The organism is Stenotrophomonas maltophilia group sp. LNF247 (assembly GCF_054083135.1).
In genome coordinates this window covers 1-17,775 of the sequence record NZ_JBSRQL010000033.1, presented here as the reverse complement: position 1 = coordinate 17,775, position 17,775 = coordinate 1, and the positions used below count along the sequence as shown (strand labels likewise).

10 protein-coding genes and 1 riboswitch are annotated in these 17,775 nt (G+C 67.1%); of the genes, 8 read left to right on the top strand and 2 right to left on the bottom strand.

Annotated elements, in window-relative coordinates; genetic code table 11:
- The 6 genes from ACTXG9_RS19230 to ACTXG9_RS19205 form a co-directional block, all read left to right on the top strand.
- Positions 1-134: BamA/TamA family outer membrane protein (locus ACTXG9_RS19230; protein ID WP_457654816.1), on the top strand; the 134-nt coding region annotated here is incomplete at its 5' end.
- Complete coding sequence (locus tag ACTXG9_RS19225) at positions 131-3,985, top strand: translocation/assembly module TamB domain-containing protein (protein WP_233653523.1); 3,855 nt, start codon at positions 131-133, stop codon at positions 3,983-3,985. The genes ACTXG9_RS19230 and ACTXG9_RS19225, both read left to right, overlap by 4 nt.
- Positions 3,986-4,174: 189 nt before the next feature.
- Positions 4,175-6,322, top strand: coding sequence for a S46 family peptidase (locus tag ACTXG9_RS19220; RefSeq protein ID WP_456115822.1), 2,148 nt, complete (start codon positions 4,175-4,177; stop codon positions 6,320-6,322).
- A gap of 206 nt (positions 6,323-6,528) precedes the next feature.
- The gene (locus ACTXG9_RS19215; protein WP_021203539.1) at positions 6,529-9,987 is read left to right on the top strand and encodes a hybrid sensor histidine kinase/response regulator; all 3,459 of its coding nucleotides are present in this window, start codon (positions 6,529-6,531) and stop codon (positions 9,985-9,987) included.
- Between the two features lie 140 nt (positions 9,988-10,127).
- Positions 10,128-10,217, top strand: a riboswitch (yybP-ykoY riboswitch).
- Positions 10,218-10,305: 88 nt separating this feature from the next.
- Positions 10,306-10,881 (top strand): manganese efflux pump MntP, encoded by a 576-nt coding sequence (locus ACTXG9_RS19210; protein WP_111098073.1) that lies wholly within the window; start codon positions 10,306-10,308, stop codon positions 10,879-10,881.
- Between the two features lie 147 nt (positions 10,882-11,028).
- Positions 11,029-11,484 carry an REP-associated tyrosine transposase gene (locus ACTXG9_RS19205; protein ID WP_456115823.1) on the top strand — a complete coding sequence of 152 codons (456 nt, stop codon included), beginning with the start codon at positions 11,029-11,031 and terminating at the stop codon, positions 11,482-11,484.
- 102 nt (positions 11,485-11,586) lie between these two features.
- On the opposite strand, the gene ACTXG9_RS19200 is transcribed toward ACTXG9_RS19205, so the two are convergent.
- Together ACTXG9_RS19200 and acs are read right to left on the bottom strand one after the other, a co-directional pair.
- Positions 11,587-12,252: a response regulator transcription factor gene (locus tag ACTXG9_RS19200; protein WP_006477308.1), complete on the bottom strand. Its 666-nt coding sequence runs from the start codon at positions 12,250-12,252 to the stop codon at positions 11,587-11,589.
- A 121-nt stretch (positions 12,253-12,373) separates the two neighbouring features.
- Entirely contained in the window at positions 12,374-14,317 is a 1,944-nt protein-coding gene (gene acs, locus ACTXG9_RS19195; protein WP_111098070.1) for an acetate--CoA ligase, read from the bottom strand.
- 245 nt (positions 14,318-14,562) lie between these two features.
- Between acs and ACTXG9_RS19190 the strand changes: the two genes are divergently transcribed.
- Together ACTXG9_RS19190 and ACTXG9_RS19185 are read left to right on the top strand one after the other, a co-directional pair.
- Positions 14,563-15,990 (top strand): DcaP family trimeric outer membrane transporter, encoded by a 1,428-nt coding sequence (locus ACTXG9_RS19190; RefSeq protein ID WP_111098069.1) that lies wholly within the window; start codon positions 14,563-14,565, stop codon positions 15,988-15,990.
- A 127-nt stretch (positions 15,991-16,117) separates the two neighbouring features.
- Positions 16,118-17,775 (top strand): MFS transporter (locus ACTXG9_RS19185; RefSeq protein ID WP_457654815.1); only part of this gene is annotated, 1,658 nt, incomplete at its 3' end.

Genomic DNA, 17,775 nt, shown 5'->3' with positions numbered 1-17,775 from the left:
ACCTGCATACCGGCGTCGGCTTCGGCGTGCGCTGGAAATCGCCGGTGGGCCCGGTGCGGGTGGATATCGCGCACGGCCTGAACAACCCGGATTCGCAGTTCCAGCTGTACCTCAACATCGGAGCGGACCTGTGAGTGCCCCCGCACCGACTCCGAACAGGCCGCCGCGCGTGCGTTTCTACCGCCGCCGCCGCTTCTGGGCCTGGTCCGGCGTGGGCGTGCTGGGCCTGGTGCTGCTGGCCCTGCTGGCGGTGTACTGGCTGCTGCAGACCGTGGCCGGCCGTGACGTACTGCTGGCCCAGGTGGTGGCGCGCCTCCCGGTGGGTGCCAGCTTCACCTGGGACAAGGTGGACGGCCCGGTGGCAGGGCCGCTGACCCTGTACAACGTCGACTTCCGTTACGACGACATCCATTTCCACGCCGAGCGCGCCTACCTGGAGCCGGACCTGCGCCCGCTGCTGGGCCGCAAGCTGCTGCTGGACAAGCTGGAGCTGAGCAACGCGACGTTGAACCTGGCCAAGAGCGATGAGCCGTTCAAGCTGCCGTCGTGGCCCGATTCGCTGCCGCAGATCGAGATGCCGCTGGCGATCCAGGCCGACGCCATTGCCATCGACGGCTTCCGCATCAGCCAGGCCAACGAGCCGGTGATCGACATCAGTCGCGTGCGTGGTGGCATCGAGATCGCCAATGGCGAGTTCCAGGCACGCAGGCTGGTGGTGGACAGCGACATGGGCAACTTCACCGCCCAGGGTCGCTACATCCCGGCCAAGGACTACGACACCGACGTGACCGTCACTGCCGTGCTGCCGGCACCGCGTGGGCGCACGGCCGCCACGGTGGGCCTGGTCGCCCGCGGAGACCTGTCGCACATGGAAGTGGCCGTAGCCGGGCGCGCGCCGAAGCCACTGCACGCGATGCTGGTGTTCGATGGCCGCACCGACCCGACCTGGAACGCCAGCGTGCGCAGCGACGAGCTGGATCTGGCGCTGCTGTCGCCAGCATTGGCGAGCTCGGCGATCGCGCCGTTGTCGCTGGACTTCACCGCCGCCGGCAAGGGCGGCAATGCCAACCTGCGTGGCAAGGTAAAGCAGGGCGATCAGGAACTGGAACTGGCACCGTCGGTGGTGTCATTGCAGGACCAGGTGCTGAAGGTCTCACCGCTGCTGGTGAAGGGCCTTGGCGGTGAGGCGCGGCTGGAAGGTACCGCCGATTTCAGTCAGGAAGACCAGCAGAAGCTCAACTTCTCGGTGGTCGCGCGTGACCTGACTTGGGTGCCGGCACCGGACCCGAACACCGCCGGCAGCGCACCGGTGCCGGTCACCCTGAAGGAAGCACGCTTCGGCCTGGCCGGTACCCTGAAGGCCTGGGCGGCGATCGGCCGCGCCGATGTCGAACGCGAAAAGCAGAAGGCCCAGCTGCGCTTCGACGTACGCGGCAACGACCAGGCCGCGTCGATCCACCAGTTGCAGGCGCAGACGCCGGGTGGACAGCTGCAGGTGGAAGGCCAGGTGGCGTGGGCACCGCAGCTGGACTGGGATGCCAAGGCCACGCTGAAGGACTTCGACCCTGGCTACTTCGTGCCGGGCTGGAACGGCCGGCTGTCCGGCAACCTGGCTTCGAAGGGACGGCAACTGCCGCCGCCGGCAAACGCACCGCCGGGTACCACCGGCACACTGGAAGCCACGGTCGATCTGCCGTCGCTGAAGGGCGTGCTGCGCCAGCGCAATCTCGATGCGCAGGGAAAGTTCGCGCTGCAGGGCGCGCAGGGCCAGGGCGACCTGAAGCTGTCGCTGGGCAGCAGCCGGGTGACCGCGTCGGGCAAGGTCGGCGACCGCCTCGATATCGATGCGCGTTTCGAACCGCTGCAGCTGAGCGATCTGCTGCCGGGTGCCGATGGTGGCCTGCGTGGCCAGGTACAGGTGAAGGGCCCGCGCGACGCGCCGGACATCACCGCCGACCTGGTCGGCAACAACCTCAACTGGGACGGCTACGGCGCCGAAAGCGTGAGCATCAAGGGCCGCCTGCCGTGGCGCGGCGACAGCGGCACGCTGGCGATCCAGGGCCAGCAGGTCAACGCGGGCATGCTGCTGGAGCGCTTGAACGTGGATGCGCAGGGCAGTGTCTCCAACCTGCGCCTGGCTGCGCAGACCCGCAACGAGATGGGGGCGATCGAGCTGCAGGGCAGCGTGCGCCAGCAGGGCACGCAGTGGCGCGGCGAGCTGGCCTCGCTGCGCATCGCACCGGTGAAGGGTGATGCGTGGTCGCTGCGTGCACCGGCGGCGTTCGCGATCAACGGCAGCACCTACACCCTGTCCGAAGCCTGCCTGGCCGCCGCCAGCAGCGGCGCGCTGTGCGCACAGGCCAACTGGCCGCGCGAAGGCCTGGTGGTGCGCAGTGACGCGCTGCCGCTGGCGCTGGTGCAGCCGTGGCTGCCGCCGCAGTCCGGCCGCCGCATCTATCTGCGCGGCGACGTCAGCCTGGACGCGCAGATCCGCCCGCGTGGCGCGGCCTGGGAAGGCCATGTGGAAGTGCGCTCGAAGGAAGGCGGCGTGCGCCTGGGCGAGAACCGCAACACCGTGGGCGATACCACCCGCGGCGAACTGGTGCGCTATGACCAGTTCTCGCTGAAGCTCGACATGACCCCGTCCAGCATCAAGGGCTACCTGGGCATGGGCTTCCAGGGCAACGGCTTCGTCGACGCGAAGATGCAGACCGGCTGGGAAGCCAGTGCACCACTGAACGGTGAGCTCTATCTGAACATGTCGCGGCTGTACTGGCTGGAGCTGTTCTCGCCGGACATCGTGCGCCCGACCGGCCTGATCGAGGGCCACGTGAGCCTGCGCGGTACGCGCGGGCAGCCGTCGCTGGGTGGCGACGCGCAGCTGAGCAACTTCAAGGGCGAATTCCCCGCGCTGGGCCTGACCTTCGACCAGGGCAAGGGCAGCTTCGTGGCCCAGCCCGACGGTTCAGCCAAGATCACCGCGCAGGCCAACTCCGGCCAGGGCACGCTGTACGTGGACGGTGGCCTGTCGTGGTTCGGTGATGCGCAGCCCTTGCAGCTGAAGATCCACGGCGAGAACGTGCTGCTGTCCAACACCAGCGAACTGCGCATCGTCGCCAACCCCAACCTCGACTTCACCCTGGCCAAGGCAGCGATGGAGCTGCGCGGTACCGTCCACGTGCCCGAGGCCGACATCGACCTGGAGCGCCTGGACCGTGGCACCTCGGTGTCCGAAGACGTGGTCGTGCTGGATCCGGCTGATCCGGAAGAGTCGCGCACCTCGCCGCTGGACATGGACCTGACCGTCAGCCTCGGCGAAAAGGTGAAGATGACCGGGTTCGGCCTGAAGGGCGCGCTGACCGGCAAGATGCAGGTCTGGGCCAAGCCCGGCCGCGAAATGACCGCCAATGGCGGCCTGGAAGTGAGCGGCCGCTACAAGGCGTACGGGCAGGACCTGACCATCACCCGCGGCAACCTCAACTGGAACTACAACGCGGTGTCCGACCCGCGCATCAACATCCGTGCCGAGCGACGGATCGGTGATGTCACCGCCGGCATCGACGTGACCGGGCGTGCCCAGCAACCGCGTGCCGACGTGTGGTCCGATCCTGCGATGTCGCAGTCCGAGGCACTGGCCTATCTGGTTCTGGGACGCAGCCTGACCGGCGCCAGCAGCGACCAGGCGCAGCAGGTCAACGCGGCCTCGGCGGCGCTCTCGGCCGGCAGTGGCCTGCTGGCGTCGCAGCTGGGTGCCAAGCTGGGCCTGGACGATGCCGGCGTGAGCCAGTCGCGCGCGCTGGGCGGCTCGGTGATCGGCGTCGGCAAGTACATCTCGCCCAAGCTGTACGTGGGTTACGGCGTGTCGCTGGTGGGCGCAGGTTCGGTGATCACGCTGAAGTACCTGCTGCGCCGCGGGTTTGATGTGGAAGTGGAGTCGAGCACGGTGGAAAACCGTGGGTCGATCAACTGGCGGCGGGAGAAGTAACCCGCCGTGGCATCCCTGTAGAGCCGAGCCATGCTCGGCTTCCGCGCGCAGCGTGGGAAGGTGGGGCGGGCAGAAGAGCAGCCGAGCGTGGGCTCGGCTCTACAGGTACGTGCCCCCAACCATCAGCCGTTGCCCCATGCGGCCCCAGCGGCTATGGTCCCGGGCTGTTCTGTCGTACCGGATTGCCTCATGTCACCACGCAAAGCCCTTCCCACCGCCCTGGCCCTGGGCCTGACCCTCGCCGCCGGTGCTCACGCCGACGAAGGCATGTGGATGCCGACCCAGCTGCCGGAACTGGCCAAGTCGCTGCAGGCCGCAGGCTTCAAGGGCAATCCGGCCGACCTGGCCAACGTCACTGCGCCGCCGCTGAGCGCGGTGGTGCGTGCCGGTGGCGGCACCGGTTCGTTCGTGTCCGCCGACGGCCTGCTGCTGACCAACCACCACGTGGCGATGGGCGTGATCCAGTACAACAGCTCGCCCGAGCACGACCTGATCAACGGTGGCTTCATCGCCAAGGACCGTGCCGACGAGCGTCCGGCCAACCCGGACTTCCGCGTGCTGGTCACCGTCGGCTTCGACAAGGTGACCGACCAGGTGCTGGCGCAGGCCCGTGGCAAGACCGGCCGCGCCTACTTCGATGCGGTTGATGCGGCCAGCAAGCAGATCGTGGCCGAGTGCGAGAAGGACGGCAGCGTGCGCTGCTCGGTGGCCAACATGTACTACGGCACCGATTTCTATCGCATCGCCCAGCTGGAACTGAGCGACGTGCGCCTGGTGTACGCGCCGCCGCGCGCGATCGGCAACTACGGCGACGAGATCGACAACTTCATGTGGCCGCGCCACACCGGCGACTTCACCCTGCTGCGCGCCTATGTCGGCAAGGACGGCAAGCCGGCCGCCTACAGCAAGGACAACGTGCCCTACCAGGCACCGGCGCACCTGCAGATGTCGGTGGAAGGCCCGAAGGAAGGCGATTACGCGATGCTGGCCGGTTACCCGGGCATCACCTATCGCCACCGCACCGCGGCCGAATTCGCCGGCCAGATCGATGCCGTGCTGCCGCGCCGCGTGTCGGTGTTCCAGCAGATGATCGACACCATCGAGGCCGCCACCGCCAAGGACGCGCAGGCGCGTACCCGCTATGCCTCGCAGCTGCAGTCGCTGAAGAACAACCGCAAGCGCGCCGCTGGCGAACTGGAAGGCCTGCTGCGCAGCGACGCCAAGGCCCAGCGTGCCGCCGACGAGACCGCGATGCTGGCCGCGACCGACCGCAAGTACCAGGGCGACATCAAGGCGTTGCTGGCCAACCTGTCGCAGGGCGCGGCGGTGGGCGAGCGTGACCTGCTGCTGGACCAGATCGCCGCGCAGAGCCAGCTGCTGCGCTCTGCGCTGCTGCTGGAGCGCCTGCGCATCGAATCGGCCAAGCCTGACGCGCAGCGCGAGAGCGGTTACCAGCAGCGCGACCAGGCGATGATCGAAGGCGTGCTCAAGCAGGTCCAGCGCCGCTACGCGCCGGAGGTCGAGAAGGCCCTGCTGACCACCCTGCTGACCCGCTACCAGCGGCTGCCGGACGCGCAGCGCGTGGCCGAGTTCGACGCGGCCTTCGGCCGCACCCCGCAGCAGCTGGCCACGGCGCTGGACACCCTGTACGCCGGAACCCAGCTGGGCGATGAGGCGCAGCGCCTGTCGCGCTTTGCCGCCGCACGCGAAGGCAAGGCCCTGGCCGCCGATCCGCTGATCGCCGTGGCCGGCCCGCTGGTGGCCGCGCAGCTGCGCATCGAAAACGAGAGCAAGACCCGCGAAGGCGAGCAGCTGCGCCTGCGCCCGGCGTACATGCAGGCGCTGTTCGCCTGGCGTGCCAAGCAGGGCCGCGCCGTGTACCCGGATGCCAACCGCACCCTGCGCATCAGTTACGGCAGGGTCGAGGCACTGCACCCGCGCGATGGCGTGACCTACTCGCCGGTGACCACCGTGGCCGGCATCGTCGAGAAGAACACCAACGCCTATCCGTTCGACGCACCCAAGCCGCTGCTGGCCGCGATCGCCAAGGGTGACTTCGGCAGCACCGCCGACCCGGCGCTGAAGACCCAGACGGTCAACTTCCTGACCAACCTGGACACCACCGGCGGCAACTCCGGCTCGCCGGTGCTCAACGCCAAGGGCGAACTGATCGGCCTGAACTTCGACAGCAACTGGGAATCGGTCAGCGCCAGCTGGTGGTTCGACCCGCGCTACAAGCGCGCCGTGCACGTGGACATGCGCTACCTGCGCTGGCTGCTGGCCAAGGTCTACCCGGCACCCGAGCTGCTGAAGGAAATGGGCGTGCCGGCCCATTAAACCGGTACCTGGCAGGCGCCCACCGCTTCCTGGTGGGTGCCCATTGATTCCCGGTAGGTGCCCACTGTCAGTGGGCACGGATGTCCCCGTCACGACCAACGGTCGTGACCCACCAGACGGACCAACGGTCGTGACCCACCGCCATGACCTACCCGCACGACCAGCGGTCGTGATCTACTGACCCCTGTCCTGACGGAAACGCGCGCGTGGTCTCCAGCTGGATCCTGCTGCTGGTCTCGGTTGCCTATGCTGCGCTGCTGTTCGGCGTGGCGTGGTGGGGCGACCGTCGGCCGATGTATCCCGACCGGCCGTGGCTGCGGCCGGTGGTCTACAGCCTGGCACTGGCCGTGTACTGCTCGTCGTGGACCTTCTACGGCGCGGTCGGCACCGCTGTGCGCAATGGCGTGGGCTATCTGCCGATCTACATCGGCCCGTTGCTGCTGCTGCTGTTCGGCTGGCGCATCATCGAGCGCCTGGCGCTGATCGCGCGCAGCCAGAACGTGGTCTCCATTGCTGATTTCATCTCCTCGCGCTTCGGCCGCTCGCGGCGGCTGGCGGCGCTGGTGGCGATCATCGCGCTGATCGGCATCATTCCGTACCTGGCCCTGCAGTACAAAGCGGTGGCGATGAGCCTGCAGGTCCTGACCGGCAACACCGGCCCGACCGGCTTCTTCACCGATCCCGCGCTGTACGTTGCGCTGCTGATGGCGTTGTTCGCCACCCTGTTCGGTACCCGCCAGGTCGATGCCACCGAGCACCACCACGGCATGATGCTGGCGATCGCCTTCGAATCGGTGATCAAGCTGCTGGCGATGCTGGCCGTGGGCGTGTTCGCCTACCTCTGGCTGAGCAACCGCACCGACGCGGTGGTCGAGTCAGTGCATACGCTGTTCACCGGCCTGCCGCCGGTGGGCTTCATCTCGCAGACCCTGCTCAGTTTCCTCGCCATCATCTGCCTGCCGCGCCAGTTCCACGTGGCCGTGGTCGAGTGCGGCGATGTGCGCGACGTGCGCCGCGCGCGCTGGATGTTCGGCGGCTACCTGGTGCTGATCTCGGGCATGGTGCTGCCGATCGCCACCGCCGGCGTGACCCTGTTCGGCACCGGCGGCAGCGTCGCCGACGACTCGATGGTGCTGGCCCTGCCGCTGGCCGAGGGCCGCAACGCACTGGCGCTGATCGCGTACGTGGGCGGCTTTTCGGCGGCCACCGGCATGGTCATCGTGTCGTCCATCGCGCTGGCCACCATGGTCAGCAATGACCTGGTGATGCCGGTGCTGCTGCGTCGCAGCGGCGACCACCAGGAGGCGGCCGACGTTGCCTCGCGCGTGCTGTGGATCCGCCGCCTGGCGATCCTGCTGCTGGCGCTGATGGCCTACAGCTACTACCGCACCAGCAGCAACGACAGCACGCTGGCCTCGTACGGCCTGATGGCGTTCGCGGCGGTAGCGCAGTTCGCGCCCGGCCTGATCGGCGGCCTGTACTGGCGTGGCGCCAGCCGTCGCGGCGTCGAGATGGGCATGCTGCTCGGCTTCGCGACCTGGCTGTACACGCTGCTGCTGCCGGCGATGACCATGGCCGGCTGGGTTGATGCCGCCTGGGTGCAGCACGGTCCGTTCGGCATCGAGTGGCTGCGTCCGCAGCAGCTGTTCGGCATGACCGGCTGGGATCCGCTGACCCACGGCACGTTCTGGTCGCTGCTGGTCAACGCGGCGACGATGATGCTGGTGTCCGCGCGCTGGCGCCCCGGTGTGGACGAGCGGCTGCGCGCCGCGCCGTTCCTCGACCCCTACGCCGAGCGCCCGTCGGTGGCCGGCGGCTGGCCCGGCCACGTGCATGTGGGCGACCTGCTGGCACTGGCCTCGCGCGTGGTCGGAGAGCGCCACGCGCGGCGTTCGTTTTTCGAGCAGGCACAGTCGCTGGGGCGCGAGCTTCAGTCCTCGGCGCCTGCGGACCGCCCCTGGGTACAGTTCACCGAACGGCTGCTGGCCGCCTCGATTGGTGCGGCATCGGCGCGCCTGCTGCTCACCAGCCTGCTGCGTGGCTCGGGCATGGACCTGGGTGAAGTGGTGGCGGTACTGGACGAAGCCGGGCAGGAACTGCGCTTCAACCGCGAGATCCTGTCGACCACGCTGGAGAACATCAGCGCCGGGGTCAGCGTGGTCGATCCGGACATGCGCCTGACCGCGTGGAACCGCCGCTACCAGGACATGTTCGGTTACCCCGACGGCATGCTCTACGTGGGCCGCCCGGTGGCCGACCTGATCCGATACAACGCCGAGCGCGGCGAGCTGGGCGAGGGCGATATCGAAGTACAGATCAACCGCCGCATCGGCTACATGCGCGCCGGTTCGCCGCACGTGTTCGAGCGCACCCGCAGCGACGGCAAGGTGATCGAGATGCGCGGCCAGGCGCTGCCCGGCGGCGGCTACGTGACCAGCTACAACGACATCACCGACTACAAGCACGCCGAAAAGGCGCTGCTTGAAGCCAACGAGACGCTGGAACAGCGCGTGGCCGAGCGCTCGCATGAGGCCGAGGTCGCACAGCAGTCGAAGACGCGCTTCCTGGCGGCGATCAGCCACGACGTGCTGCAGCCGCTGAACGCCGCGCGCCTGTTCGCTTCGGCGTTGCGTGACAGCGACCACGTGAGCGATGAGCAGAAGCACCTGGCCGAACGCGTGGATGCGTCGCTGCGCGCGGCCGAAGAACTGCTGGATGGCCTGCTGGACGTGTCGCGGCTGGATGCCGGTGGCCTGCACCCGGTGATCGGCGAGTTCGACGTGAGTGCGTTGATGCGCGAACTGGCGGCGCAGTACACGCCGGTCGCCGCCGGTCGTGGCCTGCGCCTGGACCTGTTCGCGCGCCCGGCGTGGGTGCGCAGTGATCGCCGCCTGCTGCGCCGCGTGCTGCAGAATTTCCTGGCCAACGCGTTGCGCTACACCCGCCAGGGGCGCATCGTGCTGGCGGTGCGCCAGCGTGGCGACGAAGTGGAGCTGCAGGTATGGGATACCGGCCCGGGCATTCCCGAACACCATATGCGGCAGATCTTCGACGAGTTCCACCGCTACCAGCAGCCGTTCGACTGGGGAGAGCAGGGTCTGGGCCTGGGCCTGTCGATATGCCAGCGTATCTCGCGCCTGCTCGATCATCGGTTGAACGCACGCAGCCGGGTCGGCAAGGGTTCGATGTTCTCGATCATCCTGCCACGGGTTGCGCCCTTGCCCGGCTACACCGAGCCTGCCAAGGCGACCCAGGCCGTGGCCACACCGGTGCGCAGCGATTCGCTGGCGGGCCTACGGGTGCTGTGCGTGGACAACGACGAGGAAATCCTCGACGGCATGCGCGCGCTGCTCGGCCGCTGGCAGGTGCAGGTGATCACTGCCGCCACCGTCGACCAGGCGCTGGAGAAGATCGCCGAGCGCCCGCAGGTGATGCTGGTGGACTACCACCTGCACGACCGCATGGATGGCCTGGATGCGCTGGTGGCGCTGCGCGAGGCGGCCGGCTACCCGCTGCCGGGTGCGCTGCTGACCGCCGATGGTCGCGACGAACTGAAGCGGATGGCGCGCGAACGCGGCTACCGCGTGCTGACCAAGCCGATCAAGCCGGCCTCGCTGCGCGCCTTCCTCGGCGCGCTGCGCGACGCCGGCAATAGCGACGCCTGATTGGCAACTGTAGAGCCGAGCCTATGCTCGGCTTCCGCGCGCTGCACGGCGCCGATATAGCCATCGCTATACAAACCAGCCCTGCCTGCGCGTTTCGCTGGAAATGCGCCACGCGCGAATCGCGATGCTAAGCTTCGCGTCCCCTTGGGGAGTAGCCGGATTCCTTCGCAGGAATCGTCCACGTCAACATACTCGGCCAGTGCGCCGTGGCGTGGACAACCATGATGGTTGGCGAGACCAGCGGCCCGCGCGCGCAACGTCAGGTTGGGCGCGAGCGCAGGCCGTGCGTCCGTCCTAGCCCGACCTCAGCCGCTGTCCATGTCCCCCATTTCGATCCTCCTGATCGGCTTTGCCATGTCCACCGATGCCTTCGCTGCGGCGATCGGCAAGGGTGCGGCCATGCGCAAGCCGGTGTTCCGCGATGCACTGCGGGCCGGCATCATCTTCGGCGTCATCGAGGCGATCACGCCCATCATCGGCTGGTTGCTCGGCCGTGCCGCCCTGCAGTACGTGGAAGCATTCGACCACTGGATCGCCTTCGGCCTGCTCGGTGCGCTGGGCATCCACATGATCTACAACGGCCTGCGCCCGGACAGTGCCGAGGAAGACGAAGACCCTTCGCAGCACCACGGCTTCTGGAAGCTGGCGCTGACCGGTTTCGCCACCAGCATCGACGCGATGGCCGTGGGCATCGGCCTGGCCTTCATGGACGTGCATATCGGCGTGATGGCGGCGGTCATCGGTCTGTGCACGCTGACGATGGTCACCGTCGGCATCATGCTCGGCCGCGTGCTGGGCAGCATGGTCGGCAAGCGTGCCGAGATCATCGGCGGCGTGATCCTGATGATCATCGGCGCGACGATCCTGTACGAACACCTGCACGGCGTGGGGTAAGCAGGGAAATCTGTAGAGCCGAGCCCACGCTCGGCTGCTTTGCATGGCAGCCGAGCATGGACTCGGCTCTACATCAGGGTGTTGGCTGACAAGCATTGCGGTGATGCACTGATGGAAGGGCTGTCATGCGTGCCATAGCCTCTTCGCATGGCCAGTCCTGCACTCCGCTTTGGTCGCTGGTCGCAGACCGGCAATGTCTACGCGATCACGGCTGTGACACGCGCACGCCGTCCTTGGTTCGACGACAAGGCCAACGTCGATCTGCTGATCGAAGCGCTGCGCACCGTAGAGCGAACGGGGCGGACCTCCTCCCTCGCCTGGGTGGTGATGCCGGATCATCTGCATTGGCTGTTCGAACTCCGTACCGGCACGCTTGCCGGCTGCATGCAGATCCTCAAATCACGGAGCGGGCGTTCCATCGGCAGGCGCGCTGATGCCAACACGCCGATCTGGCAGCCGGGATACTACGACCATGCGCTGCGCGGCGATGAGTGCCTGCGCACGCAGGCGATGTACATCGCGGCCAATCCCGTGCGTGCTGGACTGGCCACGCGCATCGGGGAATACCCCTATGTGTGGAGTCGATGGTTGCTTGAGGAGTGATTGGTATTGAGGCAAAGAGCAGCCGAGCGTGGGCTCGGCTCTACAGGGGCATCATGACGTCTGTAGAGCCGAGCCCATGCTCGGCTCCGCAGTCCGTCACCTTCAGTCTTCTTCCGGCGGCAGTACGATGGCGTCGTCGTCGATCGCCAGCTTGCCGGCCATCAGCACGGCCTGGGTGCGGTTGGTCACGCCGAGCTTGCGCAGGATGGCGGTGACGTGGGCCTTGATCGTTGCTTCGGAGACGTTGAGGTCGTAGGCGATCTGCTTGTTCAAGCGCCCGGCGCCCAGCATCTGCAGCACGCGGAACTGCTGCGGGGTCAGCTCGCGCAGGCGCTGGCCGACTTCGCGTTCTTCGCTGCCGGTCGGCGGCACGTTGTGCGCTTCCGGCGGTGCCCAGGTCTCGCCATCGAGGATGGTGCCCAGCGCATGGCCGATGGTGTCCGAGTCGGCCGATTTGGGAATGAAGCCGAGCGCACCGTGGTCGAGCGCGCGGCGCATCACCGTGGCTTCTTCGCGCGCGGACACTACCACCACCGGCAGGTGCGGATGCAGCGAGCGCATGTGCACCAGCGCGTTGAAACCCTGTGCGCCAGGCATGTTGAGGTCCATCAGGACCAGGTCGGCGTCGTTGTGCTGGTCGGCCAGTGCGTACAGCGCTTCCACGCTGTCGGCCTCGAACAACTGCACGCCGGGGATGACCCGCTGCACGGCCCCGCGCAGGGCCTCGCGGAACAGCGGGTGGTCATCGGCAATCAGGAGGGTGGTCATGGGTCGAGCTTATCGATCAGGAAAAAGAGCGACGTGATGGCAGGTGCAGGACGGGTCGGACACGGCCGGGTCCCTCCTCCCGGCCACGTCCCTGGCGCGTTCTGCGCCCGCAGTCACGCCATCAGCGCACCTTGCGCTCGTCCACCAGCGAGGCCACCACCGACGGATCGGCCAGGGTCGAGGTGTCGCCAAGCTGGTCCGGCGCGTTCTCGGCAATCTTGCGCAGGATGCGGCGCATGATCTTGCCCGAGCGGGTCTTCGGCAGGCCCGGCGCCCACTGCAGGTGGTCCGGCGTGGCGATCGGGCCGATCTCCTTGCGCACCCACGCGACCAGCTCTTTCTGCAGCTCGTCGCTGGGGGCCTCTTCGGCCACCAGGGTGACGTAGGCGTAGATGCCCTGGCCCTTGACGTCGTGCGGGAAGCCGACCACGGCCGCCTCGGCCACCTTCGGGTGCGAGACCAGCGCGCTTTCCACTTCGGCGGTGCCGATGCGGTGGCCGGACACATTGATCACGTCATCGACGCGGCCGGTGATCCAGTAATAGCCGTCTTCGTCGCGGCGGCACCCGTCGCCGGTGAAGTAGCTGCCCGGGTAGGTGCGGAAATACGTATCGATGAAACGCTGGTGGTCGCCGTACACCGTGCGCATCTGGCCCGGCCAGGAATCACGGATGATCAGGTTGCCCTCGGTCGGGCCGTCCTGGATCTCGCCATCGGCATTGACCAGCGCCGGCTGCACGCCGAAGAAGGGCAGGGTGGCCGAACCCGGCTTGAGGTCCATCGCACCGGCCAGCGGCGAGATCAGGATGCCGCCGGTCTCGGTCTGCCACCAGGTATCGACGATCGGGCAGCGGCTGTCGCCGACCACCTCGTAGTACCAGCGCCAGGCCTCCGGGTTGATCGGCTCGCCCACGCTGCCGAGCAGGCGCAGCGACGCGCGCGAGGTCTTCTTCACCGGCTCCTCGCCCTCGCGCATCAGCGCACGGATGGCGGTCGGGGCGGTGTAGAAGATGCTCACCTTGTGCTTGTCGATGACGTTCCAGAAGCGCGAGGTGTCCGGATAGTTCGGCACGCCTTCGAACATCAGCGAGGTCGCACCGTTGGCCAGTGGCCCGTACACGATGTAGCTGTGGCCGGTGACCCAGCCGACGTCGGCGGTGCACCAGTAGATGTCGTCCTCGCGCAGGTCGAACACCGCTTCATGGGTGTAGGCCGCATACAGCAGGTAGCCGCCGGTGGTGTGCAGCACACCCTTCGGCTTGCCGGTGGAACCGGAGGTGTAGAGGATGAACAACGGGTCTTCCGCGTTCATGGGTTCCGGTTCGCAGGTGGACGGCTGGCTGTCCACCACATCGTGGAACCAGCGGTCGCGCGGGGCCTGCATGTCCACGGCACCGCCGGTGTGGCGCACCACCAGCACGGTTTCCACGGTATTGGTGCCCGGCAGCTTCAGCGCGGCATCGACGTTGGCCTTCAGCGGAATCCTGCGGCCACCGCGCAGGCCTTCGTCGGCGGTGATGATCAGCTTGCTCTGGCAGTCGCTGACACGGTCGGCGATCGAGTTCGGCGCGAAGCCACCGAACACCACCGAGTGGATCGCACCGATGCGTGCGCAGGCCAGCATGGCCACCGCGGCGTCGACGATCATCGGCAGGTAGATGGTGACCCGGTCGCCCTTCTTGACGCCGAGGTTGCGCAGCGCGTTGCCGAGGCGGCAGGTGCGCTCGTACAGCTCGCGATAGGTCACATGCTGGGCCGGTGCATCCGGGCCGTCCGGCTCGAACAGCAGGGCGGTCTTGTCGCCGCGCGTTTCCAGCTGGCGATCCAGGCAGTTCACGCTGGCATTGAGCTCGCCATCCTCGAACCACTTGATGCGGAAGTCGGACAGGTCATAGCTGACGTTCTTGATCTTCGTCGGCTTGCGCATCCATTGCAGGCGCTCGGCGGCCTTGCCCCAGAATCCATCCGGATCGGCCACCGACGCCTGGTACTGCTGTTCATAGGTCTTCTTGTCGATGCGTGCCTTGGCGGCGAACTGCGGATCGACGGGGTAGATATCAGCCATGGCACCCTCACTTGCACGTTGACTTTGTATGTGCGGTCGCAGCATTGCAACGACCGATCCCCCTCAGTTTGCCCCATCCACCCCCGGCCGCGTCACCACCCTGGTTAGACCATGGTCGAAAGTGAGCGCCTTGCAGGCCCGGGTTCGACCAATGGCGAATAGCCGCTATACATAATCGCCCCGCAGTCTCGGCTCGACCGTGCCCCACGCGCGGCATCACCTTGCCACTTGGGAGAGAGGGCAACATGAGCCACCGTACGTTGAAAGCCGTGCGCACACCTTTGGCGGCCTGCCTGCTGGTCGCCCTGGTCGCACCGGGCATGGCGTTCGCAGAGACCGCCAAAGAGAAGGCACTGGAAGCACGCGTTGCCGAACTGGAACGCCAGGTCCAGCTGCTGCTGTCTTCGCAGCAACAACAACAGACCCAGATCAGCCAGACCCAGCAGGCCGTGACCGAAGTGCGCACGGTGCAGGCCGAGCAGAAGCCGGTCGCACAGGTGCCGGCCGGCAAGCAGCCGATCCAGGTCACCACCCTCACCCCGGGCGCCGCGCCGGGCACCACGGTCAAGATCGGCGGCTTCATCAAGGCCGACTTCCTGGCCACCCAGACCAGCGATGGCCAGCTGGCCGACGACGCCACCGGCCGTTCGCTGTACCTGCCGGGCCAGACCCCGGTCGAAGGCGCTGGCGGCAGCGGCAAGCGCTCGGGCACCGATTTCAACGCCCATGCCAAGTTCTCGCGCTTCAACCTGGGCATCGACAACGTCAGCGAATCGGGCAACAAGGCCGGTGCGTTCTTCGAGATGGACTTCTTCGGCAACTCGCTGGGCAACCAGACCGCCACCAACACCTACGGCGTGACCCTGCGCCACGCTTACATGTACTGGAACAACTGGCTGGCCGGCCAGACCTGGTCCAACTTCATGGACGCGGCCGCACTGCCCGAAGCGGTCGACTTCGTCGGCCCCACCGACGGCGTGATCTTCGTGCGCCAGGCGCAGGTGCGCTACACCCAGGGCGGCTTCAGTGTCGCACTGGAAAACCCGGAAACCACCACCCTCACCGGCACCCGCAACCCGGTCACCGGTGCCTGGACCAACGCCAGCGCCAACTCCGACCGTGGCAGCCTGCCCGACCTGACCCTGCGCTATGGCTGGAAGGGCGACTGGGGCACCTTCGGCGTCGGCGGCATCGTCCGTCAGCTGAAGGTCGACAACCAGGTCACCGGCGCGAAGGCCGACAAGGTGGCCGGCGGCCTGACCCTGGGCGGCAAGTGGGTGATGGGTGACAGCGATTCGCTGCACTACCAGCTGACCGGCGGCGAAGGCATCGCCCGCTACATCGGCCTGGGCATCACCGCCGACAGCGCCTACGACGTGGCCCGCGATGAGCTCAACCCGACCGGCGTGCTGGCCGGCTACGTCGGCTGGCGGCATGCGTTCTCGCCGAAGCTGCGCACCAACCTGATCTACGCGCGCAGCGACTACGACAACGACAGCATCCTCGGCCCGCTGGTGACCAAGAGCGTGCAGAGCGTCCGCGGCAACATCTTCTATTCACCGCTGCCCAAGGTCGATATCGGCGCCGAGCTGATGTATGGCCGTCGCGAAGTGGAGAACGGCAACAAGGGTGACATCACCCGGTTGCAGTTCACCACGAAGTACAGCTTCTAAGAGCGTGCCGGCCAGCGGCCGGCACCTACCGAGATGGGGTGCCGGCCAAGGTCGGCATCTACCGAATTGAGTGCCGACCAACGGTCGGCACCCACCAACAACGATTGCTTCGGAGGGGAAGCGTCCCATGTCCAGTACACCCAGCACCGCACATAAAGCGGGCACCCTGACCAAGGGCCACAAGAAGGTCATCTTCGCCTCGAGCCTCGGCACGGTCTTCGAGTGGTATGACTTCTTCCTGTACGGCTCGCTCGCGGCCATCATCGCCAAGCAGTTCTTCAGTGGCGTCAATGAAACCACGGGCATGATCTTCGCCCTGCTGGCGTTCGCCGCCGGCTTCTTCGTGCGTCCGTTCGGCGCGGCCTTCTTCGGCAGCCTCGGCGACCGCATCGGCCGCAAGTACACCTTCCTGGTCACCATCCTGATCATGGGCATCTCGACCTTCCTGGTCGGCGTGCTGCCCAACTACGCATCGATCGGTTTTGCCGCACCGGTGATCCTGATCATCCTGCGCCTGGCCCAGGGTCTGGCGATGGGCGGCGAGTACGGCGGTGCCGCCACCTACGTGGCCGAGCACGCGCCGGACGACAAGCGCGGCCTGTACACCAGCTTCATCCAGTGCACCGCCACGCTGGGCCTGTTCCTGTCGCTGCTGATCATCCTGGCCTGCCGCATGACGCTGGGCAACGAGGCCTTCGAGGCCTGGGGCTGGCGCATCCCGTTCCTGGTGTCGATCCTGCTGCTGGGCATTTCGGTATGGATCCGCCTGCAGCTGAGCGAATCGCCGCTGTTCCAGCAGATGAAGGCTGAAGGCAAGGGCTCCAAGACCCCGTTCCGCGACAGCCTGAAGGGCGGCAACCTGAAGCTGATGTTGCTGGTCCTGCTCGGTGCAGCGGCTGGCCAGGCCGTGGTCTGGTACGGCGGACAGTTCTACGCGCTGTTCTTCCTCAGCAGCATGCTGAAGGTCGATGCCACCACCTCCTACCTGCTGATCGCCGCAGCGCTGGCACTGGGCACGCCGTTCTTCATCTTCTTCGGCTGGCTGTCCGACCGCATCGGCCGCAAGAAGATCATCCTGGCCGGCTGCCTGCTGGCGGCCATCACCTACATCCCGATCTTCAAGGGCCTGACCCACTTCGCCAACCCGGCCATCGAAGAAGCCCGCAGCAGCTCGCCGGCACTGGTCGTCGCCGACCCGGCCACCTGCTCGTTCCAGTTCGATCCGGTGGGCCTGCGCAAGTTCACCAGCTCCTGCGACGTGGCCACCGCTGCGCTGACCAAGGCCGGTGTGCCGTACGACGTGCAGCCCGCCGCCGCCGGCTCGCTGGCGATGGTGAATGTGGGCAGCGCCAGCGTCACCTCGTATGAGGCCGCCGGCCTGACCAAGGAAGAAGGCAAGGCCAAGGCCGATGCGTTCGGCGCGGAACTGAAGACCGCCCTGACCTCTGCCGGCTACCCGGCCAAGGCCGATGGTGCGCGCATCAACATTGCCGGCACCATCTTCATGCTGTGGCTGCTGGTGCTGTACGTGACCATGGTCTACGGCCCGATTGCCGCCTACCTGGTCGAACTGTTCCCGACCCGCATCCGCTACACCTCGATGTCGCTGCCGTACCACATCGGCAACGGCTGGTTCGGTGGCTTCCTGCCGGCGATCTCGTTCGCGCTGGTGGCCGGTACCGGCAACCTGTACTACGGCCTGTGGTACCCGATCGCGATCGCACTGATGTCGGTGGTGATCGGCGGCCTGTTCCTGCGCGAAACCAAGAACGTGGATATCACCAT

Bases quoted from the DNA above. Each gene is read 5' to 3' on its own strand.
- ACTXG9_RS19220 (WP_456115822.1), top strand. From the start codon at position 4,175: ATGTCACCACGCAAAGCCCTTCCCACCGCCCTGGCCCTGGGCCTGACC.
- ACTXG9_RS19210 (WP_111098073.1), top strand. From the start codon at position 10,306: ATGTCCCCCATTTCGATCCTCCTGATCGGCTTTGCCATGTCCACCGAT.
- ACTXG9_RS19205 (WP_456115823.1), top strand. From the start codon at position 11,029: ATGGCCAGTCCTGCACTCCGCTTTGGTCGCTGGTCGCAGACCGGCAAT.
- ACTXG9_RS19200 (WP_006477308.1), bottom strand. From the start codon at position 12,252: ATGACCACCCTCCTGATTGCCGATGACCACCCGCTGTTCCGCGAGGCC.
- acs (WP_111098070.1), bottom strand. From the start codon at position 14,317: ATGGCTGATATCTACCCCGTCGATCCGCAGTTCGCCGCCAAGGCACGC.
- ACTXG9_RS19190 (WP_111098069.1), top strand. From the start codon at position 14,563: ATGAGCCACCGTACGTTGAAAGCCGTGCGCACACCTTTGGCGGCCTGC.